Origin of the sequence: Sphingopyxis soli (assembly GCF_018682675.1) — a bacterium.
In the GTDB taxonomy this organism is placed as follows: Bacteria; Pseudomonadota; Alphaproteobacteria; order Sphingomonadales; family Sphingomonadaceae; genus Sphingopyxis; species Sphingopyxis soli.
This window is the reverse complement of record NZ_JAFMTR010000042.1, coordinates 1-19889: the sequence shown is the minus strand read 5'-3', so window position 1 is coordinate 19889 and position 19889 is coordinate 1. Positions and strand designations below refer to the sequence as shown.

Below are 19889 nucleotides of genomic sequence, written 5' to 3'. Positions count from 1 at the left end.
TGCGCCGCAAAGCGGCAGGACGCGGTCGGTTTCGATTTGCGATTGAATTTGGCCGGCCGATGCCGAATACCCGGACCGAAGAACATGAGTAAGGGATGGACAGGATGACCGACGGCACGACCCACTACACCCGCCCCGACGTGGCCGCTTTTCTTGCGTTCCTCAACGCGCAGGAAGGCCCGAAGATGGAGGATCTTCCGGCCGACGGCGCGCGCGAGATGTTCCGGGCGATGACCCAAATGGCGGATTCTCCACGCGGCGACATCGCCAAGGTCGAGGACCGCGTCATTCCGGGACCGGCGGGCGAGATTCGCGTCCGCATCTACGACAATCGGCCCGATCGCGGATCGGGGCCCGTGCTGGTCTTTTTCCACGGCGGCGGCTGGGTGATCGGCGATCTCGACACGCACGACGCCTATTGCGCGGAAGCGGCGCGCAGCCTCGACATGCCGGTGGTCGCGGTCGATTACCGCCTGGCGCCCGAACACCCCTTCCCCGCCGCCCCCGAGGATTGCGAGGCCGCAGCGCGCTGGGTCGCCGACAATATCCCCTGCACCGGCCTCGTGCTGGCGGGTGAGAGCGCAGGCGGCAACCTTACGATCGTCACCGCGCTTGCGCTGCGCGACAATCCCGCGTCGAAGCCGGTGATCGCGATCCACCCGATCTATCCCGCCGTGACGACCAGCAACGACTGGCAAAGCTATCGCGATTTCGGCGAAGGGCATCTGCTGACCGAAAGCAGCATGACCTGGTTCTCGGGCCATTATGCCCCCGACCCGGCTGACCGCCGCGCCGCGCCGCTCGATTTCCCGGCAGAGGGGATGCCGCCGACGCTGCTCGTCACCGCAGGGCTCGACCCGCTCCGCGATCAGGGCCGCGCTTATGCGGCGAAGCTGATCGAAGCGGGCGTCCCCACGACCTATCGCGAGGCGCGCGGCACCATCCACGGCTTCATCAACCTGTCGCAGGGCATTCCGAGCGCGAAGGATGATATTCGCGGCGCCTTGACAGTGCTCAAGGCTATCGTCACCGAAGCCGGCGCATGAGTGACGACAATCTCCCCTACCGCCCCTGCGCCGGCGTGATGCTCGCGAACCGCGATGGCCGCGTGTTCGTCGGCCAGCGGCTCGATTCGGCGGAGGACGCCTGGCAGATGCCGCAAGGGGGGATCGATCCCGGCGAGGATGCCGAAGAAGCGGCGATCCGCGAGCTTGGCGAAGAGACGGGCGTCCATGGCGGGCTGGTCGAGATCATTGCGCGCAGCAAGACCGAGTATTTCTATGACCTGCCCGACCATCTGATGGGCAAGATGTGGGGCGGCAAATATCGCGGCCAGCGGCAGCACTGGTTCCTGATGCGCTTCATGGGCGAGGATAGCGACGTCGACATCGCAACCCGGCACCAGGAGTTCCGGGCGTGGCGCTGGGCCGAGCTCGATGAGCTCGAAATGCTGATCGTGCCGTTCAAGCGCCAGCTCTATCGCGCCGTCGTCGAGGAATTTCGGCCGCTCGTCTGATCGCGGAGAACGAGCGCGGTGCGGAACACATCGGCGAACATCGCCGGCGTCAACCGACCGGTGTTCATATTGTAGCGCGAGCAGTGATAGCTATCGACAAGATACCGTCGATCGGCCAGCGCATGGACCGCACCATGCGCGAAAGGGTAAGCCGCCAGCCGCGCACCGGCGGCGCGAAGCGCCGCGTCATGCGCAATTCGTCCGAGCGCGACGATGACCCGCAAATTTGGCAAAGCGGCGAGCTGTCGTTCGAAAAAGGGGCGGCAGTTCGCGATTTCTGCTGGCGTCGGCTTGTTCCGGGGCGGCAGGCATTTGACACTGTTGACGATAATCGCCCCTCGAAGGCGCAGCCCATCGTCGGGGCGCGCGTCATAAATGCCCTCGCTCAATCCGAACTCGGCAAGCGTCGCGAACAACAGGTCGCCGGCATGGTCGCCGGTAAATGGACGCCCCGTCCGGTTCGCCCCATGCTTTCCGGGCGCGAGGCCTGCGAACGCGAGCCATCCATCTGGATCGCCAAAGGCATAAACCGGCGCGTTCCACCAGTCGGGATGATCGACCCGACATTGGCGCCGAAACGCGACAAGCCGCGGACAGCGCAGGCAATCGCGGGACGGCTCGGTTCCCGGCAGGGGGCTTACAATCTCCACGCGGCTGCGATAGGCGCTCCGCCATGACCAGCGCAACGCCCGCCTCAAAGCGTCGATTGGCCCTCTATGCCATCGGGCTCGGCTCGAACCGCCGCCATGCGCGTCATGGCGATCCGCGGCGCATTCTGCTCGCCGCGCTCGCCGCACTCGAAAGCGACGAGATCGAGCCGGTCGACGCCAGCCCGATCATCGCCAGCGATCCGCTGGGGCCGTCGCGCCGGCGCTATGCCAATGCCGTCGCGCTCGTCGCCTCGCCGCTCACGCCGCCCGAGTTGCTCGCGCGGCTGCACGAAATCGAAGCGCAGTTCGGCCGCCGCACCGGCCAGCGATGGAGCGCGCGGACGCTCGACCTCGATATTCTGCTCTGGTCGGGCGGCGCGTGGAGCGACGCCGACGTCACCGTCCCGCACCCCGCAATGGCCGGGCGCGCCTTCGTCCTCGGCCCGCTCCGCACCGTCGCCCCCGAATGGCGCGATCCGGTCAGCGGGCGAACGGTCCGTCAACTCGCCGCGCGCCTGATCCGTGCCAAGCCGGTTGACCGGAACGCCGAGGCGCACTAGGGCGACGGCTCTCTTCGGGCGCCGAAGCTTTCGTCGCCGCGATGGGCCCTTAGCTCAGTCGGTAGAGCAACTGACTTTTAATCAGTAGGTCGCTGGTTCGAACCCAGCAGGGCTCACCATAATTCGCCTTTACGCCGCTGGCACCTTTTCGATCAGCTTCAGGCCAAGCATCGTCGCGTTGACGACCGCTTCCTCGCGGCTGCCTGCGCGCAATTTGCGCATCACATTCTTGAGGTGCCATTTCACCGTTTCGGGCGCGAGGTGCAGCGTTCGGGCGATTTCCTTGTTCGACTCGCCGACATTCAGCGCGCTCAGGATCTCGATCTCGCGCTCGGTCAGGAACGAAAATGCCTCGCCGGGCGCGGCGCTGTATCCACCTTCGAGCGCGGGGTTGCGCCGCGACGGTTCGGCCAGTTTCAACAATGCGAGAAAACAGTCGGAAGAATAGGCCTCGCTGCAGAAATTCTGCACCGCCCGCACCCCGGTGACGTCGAGAACATCGACGATCGTGCGCCGGAAACCGCGGCTAGCGGCATGGTTGAGGAAGCGCACCGTTTCAAGCTCGACCATCTTGTCGCAGCGCCCGCTGAGTTGCGGCAGGATGTTGAACAGTGTCGCGCTCGCGCGCAGTTCGGCGCTGTCGCTGCTCGACGCAAGGCGCAGCAGCCGGTCGGCGACAGTGGTGAGGCGCGGTCGGTCTCCGTTCGCAATGGCTTCATAGGCGCGCATTTCGGAAAGAAGCGCAAAGGCCCGTGCGGGCGCCGAAAGCGGGTCGACTATGGCGCGTTCTTCCTCACCGATCGCCACGACGGTCTCGGCATCGATCGTCTGCGGCAGGCGAAGTCGCGCGCGTTCGACGATGCACAGCGCCTTGAGCGGCGCCCAGCCGCGGTGGAAGGCCAGCAACTCGGCACGATCGATCAGCGATGCGGCGCGATCGCCCTGCCCTGCGCTCGCCGCGACGCGAATGGCGACAATGAAAGCGTCGATCAGCGCATCCTGAAAAATACTGCCCTCGAGATACGGCAGCGCTTGCGCGGAAAGATCGGCCGCATCATCCAGCGCATCCCGTTCGTAGCAGGCGCGCGCGAGCGCAGCATCGGTCAAGGCCGATGCGAGATCCGAACCGCCGTGCCGCGCCTTCGCTTCGCGCAGCAGCCGTTCGGCCTCGCCCAATTGCCCTTGCGCGCGCGACACGCGGGCCTTCAACCTCGCGGCGAGCGCCCCCGCCAGGTCGAGCGGGCGCCCGACGCCATGCTGCATGACGGGACGCAGCGCATCGTGAACAAGCCCGAAAAGGCCGCGGCCGGCGGCGCCTTCCGCCAGCGCGACCCTGACCATGTCGGTGACGAAATCGTCTTCTCCTGCCGATGCGGCCAGCAGCCGGTCACTCGTCTCGACGATGTCGTCGGGCCGGTCGTCGGCATAGGCGCGGCGCAACAGGTCGAGGGCGCGCGCCTCATCCGGTGCGGCATGGTCGGTCGGGCCGCTTTCGCCGCGAAACAGCGCAAGCCAGGCGCGTACCCTTGCGAGACGCGGCGCCGCAGCGACCTTCTCCGGCGGCAGATGGTCGATCCAGGCCGCCACGCGATCGATCGCGCCATTCCTGATCATCGGCATCGCAAGCTCGGCGATGAGCCCCGCCGCATCGTCAAGATCGCCGCAAGCGAGGAACTGGTCCACGGCGTCGGCCGTCCGTCCCCTTGCGGCGTAATAGCGGCCGGCGACACGATGCAGTTGAACGGCGTCCGCCGGATCGAGCCGGATTTTCAGCGCCGCGCGCACGGCGGGAAGGATGCGAAATCCGCCGTCGCCGTCCGCTTCGAGGAAGGTCGAATGCGACGCGAGGTCGCGAACGGCCGTCCCGCTGTCGCCGCCGCCCATCAACAGACAAAGCGCATCGTCGAGCCACGGCGCCACGGCGCCCCGCGCCAGCATATCGCCCATCGCGGCGGGCAACGCGTCGACCACCGGGTCGACGATCGCCGCTAGGCGCCGCGCGAGCGGCCGCCAATCGCCCGCCGCCGCCATCGCGCGCAGATCGTCGCCGCACTGCGCCGCCATTCTAACGCCCGCGGGCCAGCCGAGCAGGAAGCGATTGAGCGAACGCGCCTCGCTCGCATCGAGGGCGATACCCGACGCGGCCAGGAACTGCTGGATAGCGGTATCGGACATCCCGAGATCGGCGCGGCCGATCGCCAGCGCCATGCCGCGCGCCTCGACATCGCCAAGCGCAATATCGGGCCTCGCCCGGCCGACGACCACCAGCCGCAGCCGTTCGGGCGGGTACCGGACCAGCCCGGCAAGAATGCCGCGCGCCACGGGATCGGCAAGACGGTCGGCATTGTCGGCAACGAACAGCATGGGACGCGGGTCCGCGTCGATGAGCCTCGCCAGGGCATCGGCGCTTGCCGGAGCGCCAATATCCTCCGAAAGATCGAGCCCAAAGGCGGCGAGCAGCATCGCGGCATCGGTTTCGGCATCGACCGACAACCACGCCGTCCGCCAGCCCGCAGCGGCCGCCTCTGTAAACAGCGTCGCGCACCATGCCGTCTTCCCGTACCCGACGGGGGCGCAGACGATGCCGATTTCATGCTGGAACAGCTTGTCCAGCCAAACCCGCTGCGTCGCCAGTCCGACAAGGTCGGCGGGAAAGCGGGGAGGCGCCGAATGGCGGGGACGCAAAGCGGATGCGCCTTCGTTCGGCACGGCCCGCAGGCGCGGTTTGGCGATACTCCTCGATCCCTGTTGGACGGTCATTTTGCCCCCCATCGATGATCGGACGCTATCGCCTTGGCCGTTCGGGGGCAAGCGGCAGGCATCCACCCCCCCATCGCTCCCCCCGACGCCTTGTCTATTGCGCGCCGCCCCGCCGCCATAGCCTCCCGAATGACGAAGGTTCCGCACAGAACGGGACCGAGCGAAGGGAGAGAGAGCGTGACGCACAAAGCTTTTCTGGCGACCTGCCTGTCGACGACGATGCTGATGGGATGGCCGGGCGCCGCGTTCGCACAGGAAACCTCTGCCCCAGAAGAGGCAAGTAGCGGCGGCATCGCCGAAATCGTCGTCACCGCACAGAAGCGAGCGCAGAACCTGCAGGACGTTCCCGTCGCGGTGTCCGCGCTGGCGGGCGAGGAGCTGGAATCGCGCGGAATCAGCGAGACATCGGACCTGCAAGGCTTCGTGCCCAGCCTCCAGATCACGACGCCCTATGGCCGCACCCAGCCGAACTTCTCGCTGCGCGGTGTCTCGGTCGCGAACGAATTCTCGGCCTCCACCGCGTCGCCGGTGGGCGTGTATGTCGACGAAGTCTATCAGAGCTTCCGCGCCAGCCACGGGCAGCAACTCTATGATCTCGAACGGGTCGAAGTGCTGCGCGGCCCGCAGGGTACGCTTTACGGTCGCAACACCACCGGCGGCGCGATCAGCTTTTTCAGCAACAAGCCGAAGCTCGACGGGAACGAGGGCACGATCACGCTCGGCTACGGCAATTACGACACCAAGACGGTCGAGGGCGCGGTCGAGGCGACGCTGATCCCGGACAAGCTGGGTATCCGTCTTGCCGGCACCTTCGCAAAGGGCGACGGCTGGCAATATAATCCCGTCCAGGACCGCCATGTCGGCACGACGAACACGGTTGCGGGCCGCGCCTCGCTCCGCTGGAAGCCGACCGATACGGTCGACATCAACCTGAAAGGCTATTTCGCGCGCGACAATCCGCTGGCGCCCAATCCCTACGCACTGGGCCAGCTCGCCGAGGGGCGCGACGTGCTCGGCTACTCGCGCTTCGATCCGGCGCAGAACGGCGGTGCCCCGCTCGGCAAGAATGAAGTCGCCGCAGACACGGGCGGACGCTATTACACTTCGTCGCAGGGCTTTGCGCTCAATGTCGCGATCGAACTCAGCGACAGCCTCTCGCTGACCTCGATCACCGGGTACGACACGGGCAAATACCGTAACTCGCCGTTCGACTGCGACGGATCGCCCAACAGCGTCTGCGCGCTGCGCTACAATTCGTTCAGCAAGAATTTCAACCAGGATCTGCGTCTGAACTTCAAGGGCGACCGCTTCAACGCGGTGGCCGGGCTCTATTATGGTGTCGACAAGATCGACACGCGCAACGAGATCGACTTCTTCGGCGTGCTGAAGCCGATTCTGCAGGGCGCGGGGGTTCCGAACAGCTTCTTCAACGCGCCGGTTTCGGCGCCGCAGGCGGCGGCGTTCGTTCCCGCGTTCGCGGTCAATCCGGCGCTTGACCCCACCAACCCCGCAAGCTGCGCCGCTGTTCCGACGGGCAATCCCAACGGCTTCCTCGACGCCCGCTCGCTGATCGCTCTGCTAACCGACATCCAGCTCAACAATTCGGGCGGTGGCGGCTTCGGCGGCGCCATTTCGGCGGCCTGCCGCGCCGCCGGCGCGCCGCCCTTCGGTCCGATCGAAGGCGAGCAGCGCTACACGATCAAGCGGCCTTCGGCGGCGATCTATTTCGACGGCAGCTATGACATCACCGATGCGCTGACCGTCAGCGTCGGTCTTCGCTACACGATGGACAAGGTCAAATATCTGAACGGCCGGACCGTGCTTTACGACCTTGGCGGGACGATCCGCGCAAGCACCATTCCCTACACTTTTCCCTATGACGCGAGCGTTCCGGCGCTGCGGCAGAAGGAAAAGGCCAATCGACTGACCGGGCGGATCAACGTCAGCTACGACTTCGCCGACGATGTCATGGGCTATCTTAACTACAGCCGCGGCTATCGCAGCGGCAGCTTCAACGGGCTCGCCTATCAGGGCACCAATCAGGTTTACTATATCGAGCCCGAGCAGATCAACGCATACGAAGGCGGGCTGAAAATGCGCTTCTTCGACCGGCGCGTGCAGCTCAATCTCGCTGGCTTCTATTACGACTACAAGAACCACCAGGTGACGCAGGTCATCGGCGCAACGACCTTCACCCGCAGCGCCAATGGCCGCCTCTACGGCGGCGAGGCCGAGCTGACGATCCAGGCCGCGGACAGCCTGCGCCTCGACGCCTCGATGAGTTTGCTGCGCAGCAAATACAAGGGTAATGTCATCGATCCGACCGATCCGTCGAGCCCGACGCGCAACGTCAACGGCAATCCCTTCCCCAACGCGCCGCGCACCACTTTCTCGGCTGGCTTCGACTGGGATGTCTTTGAAAGCGGGGACAATAAGCTGACGCTGCGCGGCGACGCCGCCTATACCGGCAAATATTATTTCGACCCGTTCGGCGATTATGACCAGACCCCGTGCGACCGTCCCGGCGCGCCCGGCAACGTCCGCCCGGCCGGCCCCGCGATCACCTGCGGCAATCCCGGATACTGGCTGGTGAACAGCCGCCTGACCTTCGAGCATGGCAACTATGCGGTCAGTGCGTGGGTCAAGAACCTGACCAACAAATATTACTACAGCTATGGGCTCAACATCGACATCTTCGGGCTCGACTATCTCAACCGCGGCACGCCCCGCACCTATGGTGTCGAGTTGACCGCCAAATTCTGAGGCACCCCCCTGGGGGCGGCGCCCCCTCCTCCCGCGCCGCCCCCGACCCTTTATGGCATTTCACAAGGAGCATCAGATGATGCGTTTTTCCGGCAAGAGCGTGCTGATCACGGGCGCTGCGCGCGGGATCGGCCTCGCCGCCGCGCAGGAATTCGCCCGCGAGGGCGCATCGGTGACGATCACCGACATCGACGCGGACGAGGCCGACGCCGCGGCGGCCGCGATCCGTGCCGAGGGACTGAAAGCCGAAGCACGACGCCAGGACGTCGCCGACGAGGCGGAGTGGAAATCGGTGATTGCCGACGTCGTCGCGCGCGAGGGCAAGCTCGACATCCTCGTCAACAACGCCGGCATGGGTTTCCTGAAATCGGTCGTCGATACGAACCTCGCCGAATGGCAACGGTTGATGGCGGTCAATCTGGAAAGCGTCTTCCTCGGCGTGCGCGCCGGGATCGAGGCGATGAAGGACAAGGGCGGTGTGATCGTCAATGTCGCCTCGATCGCGGCGAACGTCGCCGAACCGCTCTTCCCCGCGTACAACGCCAGCAAGGCCGGCGTTGCGATGCTCACCAAGGCCGTTGCGGTCGATTGCGCGCGCAAGGGCTGGCCGGTGCGGATCAACTCGCTCCATCCCGGCTATTGCGAGACCAAGCTCGTCGCTGATGCGGTCGGCAGCCTCGGCGACGCGGCCGCGGATTTCGCGACCGCAACGGTCGGCGCCATTCCGGTCGGCCGGATGGCGACGACCCGCGAGATCGCCCGCCCGCTTCTTTTCCTCGCCAGCGACGATGCCGCATACATGTGCGGCAGCGAGCTGATCGTCGACGGCGGCTACACCGCTGTCTGATCCGTATCCTTCAGAACAGGAACGACATTTCATGAGCAAGAAACCGGTCATCGTCTATGGCGCCTCTGGCTACACGGGGCGCCTCGTCTGCGAATATCTGCGCGAGCTCGGCATTCCGTTCATCGCCGCCGGGCGCGATGCGAAGCGCGTGCGGGAGGTGATGGACAAGGTGCCGGGCATCGAGACGGCGGACTACGAAGTCGTCGAGGTCGAACATAGCGTCGAGGCGCTGACGAAGCTGTTCAAGGGCGCGAAGGTCGTGTGCAACATGGTCGGCCCGTTCATCAAATATGGCCCCGAAACCGTCGAGGCGAGTCTGGCGGCGGGATGTCACTATCTCGACACGACCGGCGAGCAGGACTGGATGATGCTGGCGCAGGAGAAGTGGGGCGAAGGCTTCGCAAAGAGGGGTCTGCTGCTCTCGCCGTGCGTCGCGCACATGTACACGACGGGAGAGATCGCCGCGAACATCGCGCTCGAAAACATGCCGGGGCTCGATACGCTCGACATGCTCGTGCTGTGGAAGGGCTTCCCGACCTATGCCTCGGTGCAGACGATCTTCACCATCCTGAAGGCCGACTGGTATTATCTGCAGAACAACCAGTATGTCCAATGGCCGACGCTGACGACCACCGAATGCCATGTCCCCGGCCAGCACGCCACCGCGCTGACCCTGCCGTGGGGCGGGACATCGCACCCGCTCTGGTTCAAGGACGACCCGCGCGTTTCGACCGTCAAGGTCTATGGCGGCGTCTTCGCGCGCGAGGTGATGGACAATGTCGTCAATATGACGAAGATGATCGATACCGACATCAAGCCGCTGCCGTTCGCGGAACAGGAAGCCGCGCTCGCCAAGATGGCGGAATCGGTTCAGGGCGACATGCCGCCGCGCGAAAATCCGCGGCTTAACACCAGCATCGACTCGGTCCATGCCTCCGGCCCGCTCGGGCGCGTGCACGTGCTGATCCACGGCAATTGCAACTATAAGCAGACCGGGCTGATGCAGGCATGGGCGGCGATGAACCTGCTCCAGCAGCCGCCGCGCCGCACGGGCTTCGCGTCGGCCTGCCAGGCCTTCGGGCATCGCGAGATTTTCGGCGCGCTGCGCCAGTTCGGGCTGGTGCTGAAACCGGTCGTCACCGTGCATGATTGAGGGGAGAGCGACGATGCCCCCGGTGTTGGGACGCATGGAAGCTGCGTGTCCCCGCGAAGGCGCGGACCCATCACCGGCCGGTCCCATTTGGAGCCATCGGATGATGGGCCCCCGCCTTCGCGGGGGAACGGCTGCATCTTCCTTTGCGTCACGCTCTTATCCTTGCGGAGGCCGTTGATGCGGCTGGTTGACTGGCTCGACAAGGGGGCTTCGCTGGGCGCCGGCGCGCCCTGCCTCACGATGGACGGCAAGAGCCTGTCCTATGCCGAGGTGCAGGCGCTGACGCATCGCGTTGCGCGCGGACTGAATGCGGCGGGGATCACGCCGGGCAAGCACGTCGCGATCCTGTCGGGCAACGACCCGGTCGCCTTTGCCTGCGTCTTCGCGATCTCGCGCGCCGGTGCGGTGTGGTGTCCGATCAACCCGCGCAACGAAGCCGCGGAGAATGCCTATGTTCTCGACAATTTCGATTGCACGGCGCTGTTCTTCCATTCGAAGTTCGCCGATCTGGTCGACGATCTGCGCCCGCAGTTGCCGAAGCTAGGGCTGCTCGTCTGTCTCGATGCCGAACAACCGTTCGCGCCCTCGCTCGAGGGGTGGCTGACCGGCGTTCCCGATGCCCCGTTTCAGGTGGAGCCGGTCGGCGATCTTGCGATGCTTCCCGGCACCGGCGGTACGACAGGCCAACCGAAAGGCGTCATGCTGACGGCCCGCAATCTGGAGGCGATGACCGCGCTGACGCTGATCGGCTATCCGTTCGAGGGACGCCCTGTCTATCTGGCGATGGCGCCGCTCACCCACGCCGCCGGGGTGCTGACCTTTCCGATCATGGCGCTCGGCGGCGAAGTGGTGATCATGCCTTATCCCGATATCGGCCAGTTCCTGACCCTCGCGGCGCGGCACCGCGCCACGCACACCTTCCTGCCGCCGACCTTGATCTATATGCTGCTCGATCATCCCGATCTCGCGGCCGCCGACCTCTCCGCGCTGCAATGCTTCTGGTACGGTGCCGCTCCGATCTCGCCCGCGCGGCTCGAAGAGGCGATCGGCAAGATCGGGCCCGTGATGGCGCAGCTTTTCGGACAGACCGAAGCGCCGATGATGATCTCGATGATGGCGCCGAAGGATCATCTGGCACCCGACGGATCGGTCGCGCGGCATCGCCTGTCGTCGGCGGGCAAACCGGGGCCGCTCGTGCGCGTCGCGATCGTCGATGCCGACGGCAACGAACTGCCGCAGGGCGAGCGCGGCGAGATCGTCGTCAGGGGCTCGCTCGTCATGGACGGCTATTACAAGAATCCGGAAGCGACCGCCGAAGCGACGGTGAACGGCTGGCACCGCACTGGCGACATCGGCTATCTCGACGCCGACAATTTTCTGTTCATCGTCGACCGTGCCAAGGACATGATCATTACCGGCGGCTTCAACGTCTATTCGGCCGAGGTCGAGGCGGCGCTGCTGTCGCACCCGGCGGTTCAGGACGGCGCGGTGTTCGGGCTTCCCGACGACAAATGGGGTGAGCGGGTCTGCGCGGTCGTGCAGCTTCGCGCGGGCCAGCGGGCGCATCCCGAAGCGATCATCGCGCACGTCAAGGCCGCCATCGGCAGCGTCAAGACGCCGAAGCAGCTCGAAATCTGGGACGACTTGCCGCGGTCGAAAGTGGGCAAGGTGCTGAAGCGCGAAATTCGCGCCGGGAAGCTTGGTTCGCCAGCCTGATCGAAAACTTTCCGGTCAGGCGAAATGGAGCCGCCGGTACTTGCCGCGAAAATAGAGCAACGGGTCGCGGTGCGGCTCGAACTGCGCGCGCACCACCCGCCCGACGAGGATAAAATGGTCGCCCGCTTCATGCAGCGACTCGCGCTGGCATTCGAACGAAACGAGCGAGCCGCCGAGCAACGGCACGCCGGTCTCGCCCGGCGCCCATGGCAGGTTGGCGAAGCGGTCCCCGCCCCTCGACGCGAAACGGTTCGACGCCGGTTGCTGCCCGATCTGGAGGACGTTGACGCCGAAATGTACCGCGTCGCGCAGGATCGGCGCGGTCCCTGAGGTATTGGCGATGCAGACGAGCAGCAGCGGCGGGTCGAGCGACACCGAGGTGAAACTGTTCGCCGTCAGTCCCGCCGGTGCCCCCGACGCGTCGAGCGCGGTGACGATCGTGATGCCGGTGGCGAAACAGCCCATCGCATCGCGCAGCGTGCGCGGGTCCGATCCGGCCTTGAACTCCATCGCCTCGCGCGGCTGGCGCCGCTCGAGAAATTCGAGCAGCTGGCCGAGCAGCGCCTCGTTGCGGTCGACCGCAAACGCCAGGTCTCTGTCCTCGATATCGGCGCTTTCGCCGATCGGAAGCGCCGCGGCGAAGGCGTCACTCGCCGCGGTGCATTCGGCGGGCGAAAAGCCGCCGCGAACGACCAGCGTCGGAAGCGCGAGGCGCGGCGCCGACGCGACCGCCTCATCGCTGACCGGCATGTCGACCAGAATCAATCCCGCCGCGAGATGCGCGCCATCGGGAGCCAGCGCCTGCGTGGCGACCCATCCGCCGCGCCGGGCGGTCGCGACGACGGGGCGCGATCCCATCTGCGCCAGGATAGCGCGCAGATCCTCGACATGCGCAGCGATATCGCCGACTTCCGCTGCACGGGCGCGCGGCTCGACATTGACGACGCGCCGCCCCGACAGCACCAGCGCTTCGGCTGCCGCGCGCCAGACCTCGCGCCCCTGCCCCGGTTCGGGGAGCAGCAGAACAGCGGGATCATTCTCGTCGCCCAGAACATCGACGGACAGACGAAAGCCGCCAAATCCCTTATATTCGATGATAGCCAAGCAGCCCCCTCGACGGGCCGGCGGGTGAACGGGCCGGCAGGTTGGACCCTGCCAGCATAGCGGCACCCGTTGGCCGACCGCAAGGACGGAGCGCGAGGATCGGCGGGCGTCAGTTCCTGAAACCGGCAAGCCGCCGGTCGATGATCGCTTCGGCGTCGCCGATGATCCGGTCGATCAGTTGCTGACAGGTCGGGATATCGTGGATCAGCCCCTGCACCATCCCGGCCCAGAACACGCCCTTCGACAGGTCGCCGGTCTGGAGCAGTTCGCGCCCCGCGGCGCCCGACACCAGCTCCTGCACGTCGCTGAACTGCGCATCGGGATTGGCGAGACGGCGCGCGACCTCTTCGCTGACCGGGCTGCGACCGACGCGCGCGGTGTTCTTGAAGTTGCGAAAGATCAGGAAGCTGCCGCGCTCGTCATTCTCGATATAGGCCTGTTTCACATTGTCGTGGATCGGCGCCTCGACGGTCGCGCAGAAACGCGTGCCCATATTGATGCCCTCGGCGCCGAGACTGAGTGCGGCGACGAGGCCGCGCCCGTCGCCGAAGCCGCCCGAGGCGAGCATCGGAATCTTGACCTTGTCGGCGGCGGCCGGGATCAGGATCAGGCCGGGAATATCGTCCTCGCCCGGATGGCCGGCGCATTCGAAACCGTCGATCGAGATGATATCGCACCCCGCCTTCTCCGCCGACAGGGCGTGACGGACCGCCGTGCATTTGTGGAGAATGGTGACGCCATGGGGCTTCAGCATCTCCCAGATCTCCCGCACCGCCTGCGTTCCCGCGGTTTCGACGATCTTCACCCCGCCGTCGATGATCGCCTGCGCATAGGCTTTGTAATCGGGCGCGTTGATCGTCGGAAACACCGTCATGTTCACGCCGAAGGGCTTGCCGGTCATCGCGCGGCAGCGCTCGATCTCGGCGCGCAGGGCGTCGGGAGACGGCTGGGTCAGCGCGGTCAGGATGCCGAGGCCGCCCGCGTTCGACACCGCACTCGCAAGCTCGGCATAGCCGACGCTCTGCATCCCGCCCTGAACGATCGGATGTTCGATGCCCAGCATCTCGGTGATACGCGTCTTGAAAGCCATGCCCCATCCTTCCCTGATTTTATTGCCCTTACGGCACCGTCGTCTTTGCACATGAATTAACTTGACGCTTACGTCAACGTCGGGTTGAGCGATTTGCAGAAGCGTGGAGGGAATCGGGATGACGACGAACGAGGGCATATCGGATCGGGCGCTGGCGATTGCCGCAAAGGTCGAGACTTTCGTCCGGGAGACCGTCATCCCCTATGAACGCGATCCCCGCCGCGACCATCATGGCGCGCCGACCGACGAGCTGGTCATGGAAATGCGCGAGCAGGCACGCGCCGCGGGCGTGCTGACGCCGCACATCCTGCAAGACGGCAGCCACCTCAACCAGCGCGAGACCGCCGTGGTGCTGATCAAAAGCGGCCTGTCGCCGCTCGGCCCGCTCGCCTGCAACACGATGGCGCCCGACGAGGGCAATATGTATCTGCTCGGCAAGGAAGGAAGCCCCGAACTCAAGGAGCGCTTCCTCAAGCCGATGGTCGACGGCCGGGTGCGGTCGGCCTTTTTCATGACCGAACCCGCCGACGAGGGCGGCGCGGGCTCCGACCCGTCGATGATGAAAACGACCTGCCACCCCGACGGCAATCACTGGGTCGTGAGCGGTCGCAAGACCTTCATCACCGGCGCACAGGGCGCACGGGTCGGCATCATCATGGCGAAGGCCGAACAGGGGGCATGCATGTTCCTGGTCGACCTGCCCGACCCCGCGATTCGCATCGACGAGGTGCCCAACACGATCGACAGCTCGATGCCCGGCGGCCATGCGACGCTGACGATCGACAATCTGCGCATTCCCGCGGACCAGATGCTCGGCCAGGCGGGCGAAGGCTTCCGCTATGCACAGGTTCGTCTCTCCCCCGCACGCCTTTCGCACTGCATGCGCTGGCTGGGCGCGTGCATCCGCGCACACGAAATCGCGACCGACTATGCCAATCGCCGCGAGGCCTTCGGCAAGCCGCTGATCGAGCATGAGGGCGTCGGCTTCATGCTCGCCGAGAATATGATCGATCTGAAACAGGCCGAACTGATGATCGACTGGTGCGCGGCCGTCCTCGACACCGGATCGCTCGGTACCGTCGAAAGCTCGATGGCCAAGGTCGCGGTGTCGGAGGCGCTGATGCGCATCGCCGACCGCTGCGTCCAGGTCATGGGCGGAACCGGCGTGACCGACAAGACGATCGTCGAACAGGTGTTCCGCGAGGTCCGCGCCTTCCGCATCTACGACGGCCCGACCGAGGTCCACAAATGGAGCCTCGCCAAGAAGATCAAACGCGACTGGAAGACCGCCCAAGCCTGAGCGCCGCGACATTCGTGGGCGCGGAATGTTCTTCTGCGCCCTGAACGTAACGTCAAAAGACTTGACGTTTACGTTAACGTACAGATGATGGGTGCAAACAGACCAGGGTGAGGAATCGGGCCGATGTCGATATTGCACGATGAAGGGCAGCAGGCGATCGCGACCGAGTCCCGCCGCGTTCTCGAAGCGCGGATCAGCAAGGACGACCTGCTGCCGCTGCTGGAGACCAGCGGTCGTTACCACGAGGGCTTCTGGACGACGGCGAAGGAACAGGGCTGGACCGCCCTTGCCCTTCCCGAAGCCTATGGCGGTCTCGACCTCGGCCTCGTCGAACTCGGACTGATCGCGCATCAGGCCGGACGCTCGCTGAGCGGCGCTCCCTTTCTGACCTCGGGTTTCGGCGCCGCGAAAGCAATCGAGCTCCTGGGCACCGATGCGCAGAAGCAGCGCTGGCTGCCTGGCCTCGCCAGCGGCGAAGCCATCGGCGCGGTCGCCTTCGCCGCCGGCGCCGACCCGCTTCCCGCCCGGCCGGACCTCACCTGTGCAAGCGGCCATATCGAGGGGCGCGCGAGAAGCGTCACTGCGGGGCTGGCCGCCGATGTCGCCATCGTTCTCGCCGACGAGGCCGGCACGCCGGTCCTCGCGCTCGTCGATCTCGCCGGGGTCGAACGATCGGCGATCGACAGCTTTGACAACAGCCGCCTGATCGCCGACCTCCGCTTCGCCGGGACGCCTGCCGAGGTGATCGCCACGGGTCCGGCGGCACACGGCGCAGCGCTTCAAATTCTGGCGCTGCAGGCCGTCGTCACCGCGCACGAACAGACCGGCGGCGCCGAGGCCTTGATGGAAATCGCCCGCGATTATGCCGTGACGCGCAAGGCGTTCGGGCAGCCGATCGGCGCCTTCCAGTCGATCAAGCATCGCATCGCCGAACTCTACGGGCTCGTCGAGCTCGCCCGCGCGAACTGCATTCATGCGGCAGCACGCGCGGATCAGGCCGACTTCATCACGGCCGCAGCCGCGGCGCGCCTTTCGGCGACCGAAGCCTATGACACGGCCGCGCGCGACTGCGTGCAGATCCATGGCGGCATCGGGGTCACCTGGGAGATCGGGCTGCACCTTCACATGCGCCGTTCGCGCAGCCTCGCTCTCGAACAGGGAAACAGCCTCTTCTGGGAAGATATACTCGTCGACCGCCTGGCAGGAGAAGCCGCATGAGCGATCTTGAAGCCTTCCGCGCGAAAGTCGCGGCGTGGTGCGAATCGATGGTGCCCGCCTTCGGCAAGGCGGCGCGCAAGGGGTTGAGCGTCGAAGAGGATCTCGCGCTCGGCCGCCGCTATCAGAAGGCCAAATTCGATGCGGGCTTCGCAGGCATCAACTGGCCGACCGAATATGGCGGCCAAGGGCTCGGCCATATCGAGAAGATCACCTTCGAAGGGGAGGAAATGAAGCATGGCTTCCCCAACGTCTATTTCGGCATCTCGCTGGGGATGCCGGTTCCCGTCCTGATGCAGTTCGGTTCGGACCGGGAGTTCGTGAAGGAGCGCGTTGTCAAGGCGCTGAAGGGCGAGGAAATCTGGTGCCAGCTCTTTTCGGAGCCGTCGGGCGGCACCGACCTTGCGGGCCTCCGCACGCGCGCCGAACCCGACGGCAATGGCTGGAAGATCAACGGTCAGAAGGTCTGGACCAGTTGGGCCCAATATTCGGACTATGGCGTCATCGTCGTGCGCACCGATCCCACGGTCGCGAAGCACAAGGGCCTCACCTATTTTTGGGTCGACATGAAAGCGCCCGGCGTCACCGTGCGCCCGATCAAGCTCGCGGGCGGCGACAGCCACGTCAACGAAGTCTTCTTCGACGATGTGAAAATCAGCGACGATCACCGCATGTCGCCGGTGGGTGGCGGCTTCGCGGTTGCACTCACCACGCTGATGATCGAGCGTTATGTCGCCACCGACAGCGCCGGTTTCGGTCCGCACCTCGACCTGTTCGTCGACCTCGCCAAAGATGTGAAGATCAACGGCAAGCCCGCGATCGAGGATGGCCGCATCCGCCAGCAGATCGCGCGCAACTATGCGATGCGCGCGGGGCTCGACTCGATCAACCGCCGCGCGCGGCTGATGATGCAGGCGGGAATGACCCCCGGCCCCGAAGGCTCGCTCAACAAGCTCGTCGCGGTGCGGTCGCGCCAGAAGCTGTCCGAGCTCGCGCTCGACCTTCAGGGCACCGACGCCTTCCCGTTCGACGAACATGCCTCGCCGAAGGACGACTGGGCGTCGAGCTGGATCAACGCGCCGACCGGGCGCATCGCGGGCGGGTCGGACGAGACTTTGCTCAATACCATCGCCGAACGCATTCTTGGCCTGCCGCAGGACCATCGCCCCGACAAGGGCATACCGTTCAACCAGATTCCGGCCTGAAGGAGCCTGCATCATGATTATCGATTCCTCGACCGCAGCAGTTGTAACCGGCGGCGCCTCGGGTCTCGGCCGTGCGACCGCCGAAGCACTGGCCGCGGCGGGTGTGAAGGTCGCGATCTTCGACATCAACGATGCGCTCGGCGAAGAGGTCGCGAAGGCGATCGGCGGGCTGTTCGTCCATGTCGACATCACCGACGAGCAGTCGGTACTCGACGGCTATGCCAAGGCCCGCGCGGCGCATGGGCAGGAGCGCATCTGCGTTCACTGCGCGATGACATCGCGTCGCGGCAAAACGCTCGCCTATGACAAGGAAAGCGGCAAGTTCCGCCGCACCCCGACCGAGGATTATGCCTATGGCGTCGCGGGCATCCTGACCGCGAGCTACCGCATCGGCTCGATCGCCGCCGAAGGCATGGCGGGGCTGCCCGAGCTCGAGGACGGCGAGCGCGGTGTGATCATCTTCACCGCCTCGGTCGCCGCGCAGGATGCGCAGATCGGACAGGTGATCTATGGCTCGGCCAAGGCGGGCGTGAACGGGCTCGTCCTGCCGATGGCGCGCGACCTGATGGACCTTGGCATCCGGGTCAATTCGATCATGCCCGGCGTGTTCGAAACGCCGCTGCTCGGCAACATGAACCCGAAGGTCAAGGAAAGCCTGGAGGCGTCGGTCCCCTTCCCCAAGCGGCTGGGCAAGGCGAGCGAATATGCCAGCCTAGCGATGGAGATGGCGCGCAACAGCTATTTCAACGGCCAGGCCGTCCGCCTCGACGGCGCGATCCGCATGGCGCCCCGCTGATCACGCCGACAACGCCGCTTCGATCCCCTGACGACCCGGATAATTACCCAAGAAAGGAACTCCCCATGGCAGACGCCTACATCATCGACGCCGTCCGCACCCCGCGCGGGATCGGCAAGCCCGGCAAGGGCGCGCTTTCGCATCTGCATCCCCAGCATCTCGCCGCGACCGTGCTCGCCGCGATTCGCGACCGCAACAATCTCGATACCGCGACGGTCGACGACATCGTCTGGTCGACCTCGTCGCAGAACGGCAAGCAGGGCGGCGACCTTGGCCGCATGGCCGCGCTGTCGGCGGGTTATGACATCAAGGCGAGCGGCACCACGCTCGACCGCTTCTGCGGCGGCGGAATCAGCGCGGTGAACTTCGCCGCAGCCAGCGTGATGAGCGGCATGGAAGACTGTGTTATCGCGGGCGGCACCGAAATGATGAGCTACACCGCTGCTTATGCGGCCGAACAGGCGAACGCCGGGCTACCGCCGCGCATGATGGGATCGGGTCACGAAGCGCTCGACGCCCTGCATCCGCAGTCGAACCAGGGCGTGTGCGGCGACGCGATCGCGACGATCGAAGGTATCAGCCGCGAGGACCTCGACGCGCTCGCGCTCGTCAGCCAGCAGCGCGCCGACCGCGCCATCAAGGAGGGCCGCTTCGCCAAGTCGGTCGTGCCGGTGCTCAATCCCGACGGCAGCGTCGCGCTCGACCACGAGGAGTTCCCGCGTCCCGAAACGACCGCCGAAGGACTGGCCGCGCTCAAGCCCAGCTTCGCAGCGCTCGCCGACTTCGACCTCGGCGGCGGCGTGACCTTTCGCAAGCAGATCAACCGACGCTATCCCGATGTCGACATCCAGCATTTCCATCATGCGGGCAATTCGTCGGGCGTCGTCGACGGTGCGGCGGCGGTGCTGCTCACGTCGAAGGATTATGCCGAAAAGAACGGGCTGAAACCCCGCGCGCGGATCGTTGCCTATGCCAATATCGGCGACGACCCGACGCTGATGCTCAATGCGCCGGTCCCGGCAGCCAAGAAGGTGCTCGCAAAGGCGGGTCTGACGAAGGGCGATATCGACGTCTGGGAAATCAACGAGGCGTTCGCCGTTGTCGCCGAAAAGTTCATCCGCGACCTCGACCTCGACCGCGAAAAGGTCAACATCAACGGCGGCGCGATGGCGCTCGGCCACCCGATCGGCGCCACCGGGTCGATCCTGATCGGC

16 protein-coding genes and 1 tRNA gene are annotated in these 19889 nt (G+C 65.7%); 13 read left to right on the top strand and 4 right to left on the bottom strand.

The genetic code is table 11. The features are described 5' to 3' along the window. Positions 1 to 104: 104 nt before the first annotated feature. Positions 105 to 1046: an alpha/beta hydrolase gene (locus tag J1N50_RS05655; RefSeq protein ID WP_215350885.1), complete on the top strand. Its 942-nt coding sequence runs from the start codon at positions 105 to 107 to the stop codon at positions 1044 to 1046. Further along, the gene (locus tag J1N50_RS05650; protein ID WP_215350882.1) at positions 1043 to 1516 is read left to right on the top strand and encodes an RNA pyrophosphohydrolase; all 474 of its coding nucleotides are present in this window, start codon (positions 1043 to 1045) and stop codon (positions 1514 to 1516) included. Before J1N50_RS05655 ends, J1N50_RS05650 begins: the two co-directional genes overlap by 4 nt. On the opposite strand, the gene J1N50_RS05645 is transcribed toward J1N50_RS05650, so the two are convergent. Beyond that, a complete protein-coding gene (locus tag J1N50_RS05645; RefSeq protein WP_215350879.1) occupies positions 1477 to 2166 on the bottom strand; it encodes a uracil-DNA glycosylase in 690 nt (229 codons plus the stop codon). The genes J1N50_RS05650 and J1N50_RS05645 overlap by 40 nt on opposite strands. Positions 2167 to 2189: 23 nt before the next feature. Here J1N50_RS05645 and folK point away from each other — a divergent pair, with 23 nt between their 5' ends. Together folK and J1N50_RS05635 are read left to right on the top strand one after the other, a co-directional pair. Continuing rightward, positions 2190 to 2726: a 2-amino-4-hydroxy-6-hydroxymethyldihydropteridine diphosphokinase gene (gene folK / locus J1N50_RS05640; RefSeq protein WP_215350876.1), complete on the top strand. Its 537-nt coding sequence runs from the start codon at positions 2190 to 2192 to the stop codon at positions 2724 to 2726. A gap of 43 nt (positions 2727 to 2769) precedes the next feature. Beyond that, positions 2770 to 2845 (top strand) — tRNA-Lys (locus tag J1N50_RS05635). Between the two features lie 10 nt (positions 2846 to 2855). Here the strand turns inward: J1N50_RS05635 and J1N50_RS05630 are convergent. Next, positions 2856 to 5411: a LuxR C-terminal-related transcriptional regulator gene (locus tag J1N50_RS05630; RefSeq protein ID WP_215350873.1), complete on the bottom strand. Its 2556-nt coding sequence runs from the start codon at positions 5409 to 5411 to the stop codon at positions 2856 to 2858. A gap of 252 nt (positions 5412 to 5663) precedes the next feature. Here J1N50_RS05630 and J1N50_RS05625 point away from each other — a divergent pair, with 252 nt between their 5' ends. The 4 genes from J1N50_RS05625 to J1N50_RS05610 all read left to right on the top strand — a co-directional run bounded on the left by J1N50_RS05625 (position 5664) and on the right by J1N50_RS05610 (position 11965). Further along, positions 5664 to 8249, top strand: a complete 2586-nt coding sequence (locus J1N50_RS05625; protein ID WP_343227844.1) for a TonB-dependent receptor — start codon at positions 5664 to 5666, stop codon at positions 8247 to 8249. A 76-nt stretch (positions 8250 to 8325) separates the two neighbouring features. After that, complete coding sequence (locus J1N50_RS05620) at positions 8326 to 9096, top strand: glucose 1-dehydrogenase (RefSeq protein ID WP_215350870.1); 771 nt, start codon at positions 8326 to 8328, stop codon at positions 9094 to 9096. 31 nt (positions 9097 to 9127) lie between these two features. Then, positions 9128 to 10249 (top strand): DUF5938 domain-containing protein, encoded by a 1122-nt coding sequence (locus J1N50_RS05615; protein WP_215350867.1) that lies wholly within the window; start codon positions 9128 to 9130, stop codon positions 10247 to 10249. A 177-nt stretch (positions 10250 to 10426) separates the two neighbouring features. After that, complete coding sequence (locus J1N50_RS05610; protein ID WP_215350864.1) at positions 10427 to 11965, top strand: acyl-CoA synthetase; 1539 nt, start codon at positions 10427 to 10429, stop codon at positions 11963 to 11965. Between the two features lie 15 nt (positions 11966 to 11980). On the opposite strand, the gene J1N50_RS05605 is transcribed toward J1N50_RS05610, so the two are convergent. Then, the gene (locus tag J1N50_RS05605; protein WP_215350861.1) at positions 11981 to 13069 is read right to left on the bottom strand and encodes a flavin reductase; all 1089 of its coding nucleotides are present in this window, start codon (positions 13067 to 13069) and stop codon (positions 11981 to 11983) included. Positions 13070 to 13178: 109 nt separating this feature from the next. Beyond that, positions 13179 to 14159 carry an NAD(P)H-dependent flavin oxidoreductase gene (locus J1N50_RS05600; protein ID WP_215350858.1) on the bottom strand — a complete coding sequence of 327 codons (981 nt, stop codon included), beginning with the start codon at positions 14157 to 14159 and terminating at the stop codon, positions 13179 to 13181. Between the two features lie 118 nt (positions 14160 to 14277). On the opposite strand from J1N50_RS05600, the gene J1N50_RS05595 reads away from it, so the two are divergent. The 5 genes from J1N50_RS05595 to J1N50_RS05575 all read left to right on the top strand — a co-directional run. Next, the gene (locus tag J1N50_RS05595; protein ID WP_215350855.1) at positions 14278 to 15459 is read left to right on the top strand and encodes an acyl-CoA dehydrogenase family protein; all 1182 of its coding nucleotides are present in this window, start codon (positions 14278 to 14280) and stop codon (positions 15457 to 15459) included. Between the two features lie 123 nt (positions 15460 to 15582). Then, positions 15583 to 16677 (top strand): acyl-CoA dehydrogenase family protein, encoded by a 1095-nt coding sequence (locus tag J1N50_RS05590; RefSeq protein WP_215350852.1) that lies wholly within the window; start codon positions 15583 to 15585, stop codon positions 16675 to 16677. Beyond that, positions 16674 to 17879 (top strand): acyl-CoA dehydrogenase family protein, encoded by a 1206-nt coding sequence (locus tag J1N50_RS05585; RefSeq protein WP_215350849.1) that lies wholly within the window; start codon positions 16674 to 16676, stop codon positions 17877 to 17879. The genes J1N50_RS05590 and J1N50_RS05585 overlap by 4 nt, the downstream gene beginning before the upstream one ends. A 13-nt stretch (positions 17880 to 17892) precedes the next feature. Next, the gene (locus J1N50_RS05580; protein ID WP_215350846.1) at positions 17893 to 18675 is read left to right on the top strand and encodes an SDR family NAD(P)-dependent oxidoreductase; all 783 of its coding nucleotides are present in this window, start codon (positions 17893 to 17895) and stop codon (positions 18673 to 18675) included. A 65-nt stretch (positions 18676 to 18740) separates the two neighbouring features. Further along, a partial coding sequence (locus J1N50_RS05575; RefSeq protein WP_215350843.1) for an acetyl-CoA C-acetyltransferase occupies positions 18741 to 19889 on the top strand: 1149 nt, incomplete at its 3' end.

Bases quoted from the DNA above. Each gene is read 5' to 3' on its own strand.
- J1N50_RS05655 (WP_215350885.1), top strand. From the start codon at position 105: ATGACCGACGGCACGACCCACTACACCCGCCCCGACGTGGCCGCTTTT.
- J1N50_RS05650 (WP_215350882.1), top strand. From the start codon at position 1,043: ATGAGTGACGACAATCTCCCCTACCGCCCCTGCGCCGGCGTGATGCTC.
- folK (WP_215350876.1), top strand. From the start codon at position 2,190: ATGACCAGCGCAACGCCCGCCTCAAAGCGTCGATTGGCCCTCTATGCC.
- J1N50_RS05620 (WP_215350870.1), top strand. From the start codon at position 8,326: ATGATGCGTTTTTCCGGCAAGAGCGTGCTGATCACGGGCGCTGCGCGC.
- J1N50_RS05615 (WP_215350867.1), top strand. From the start codon at position 9,128: ATGAGCAAGAAACCGGTCATCGTCTATGGCGCCTCTGGCTACACGGGG.
- J1N50_RS05610 (WP_215350864.1), top strand. From the start codon at position 10,427: ATGCGGCTGGTTGACTGGCTCGACAAGGGGGCTTCGCTGGGCGCCGGC.
- J1N50_RS05600 (WP_215350858.1), bottom strand. From the start codon at position 14,159: ATGGCTTTCAAGACGCGTATCACCGAGATGCTGGGCATCGAACATCCG.
- J1N50_RS05595 (WP_215350855.1), top strand. From the start codon at position 14,278: ATGACGACGAACGAGGGCATATCGGATCGGGCGCTGGCGATTGCCGCA.
- J1N50_RS05590 (WP_215350852.1), top strand. From the start codon at position 15,583: ATGTCGATATTGCACGATGAAGGGCAGCAGGCGATCGCGACCGAGTCC.
- J1N50_RS05585 (WP_215350849.1), top strand. From the start codon at position 16,674: ATGAGCGATCTTGAAGCCTTCCGCGCGAAAGTCGCGGCGTGGTGCGAA.
- J1N50_RS05580 (WP_215350846.1), top strand. From the start codon at position 17,893: ATGATTATCGATTCCTCGACCGCAGCAGTTGTAACCGGCGGCGCCTCG.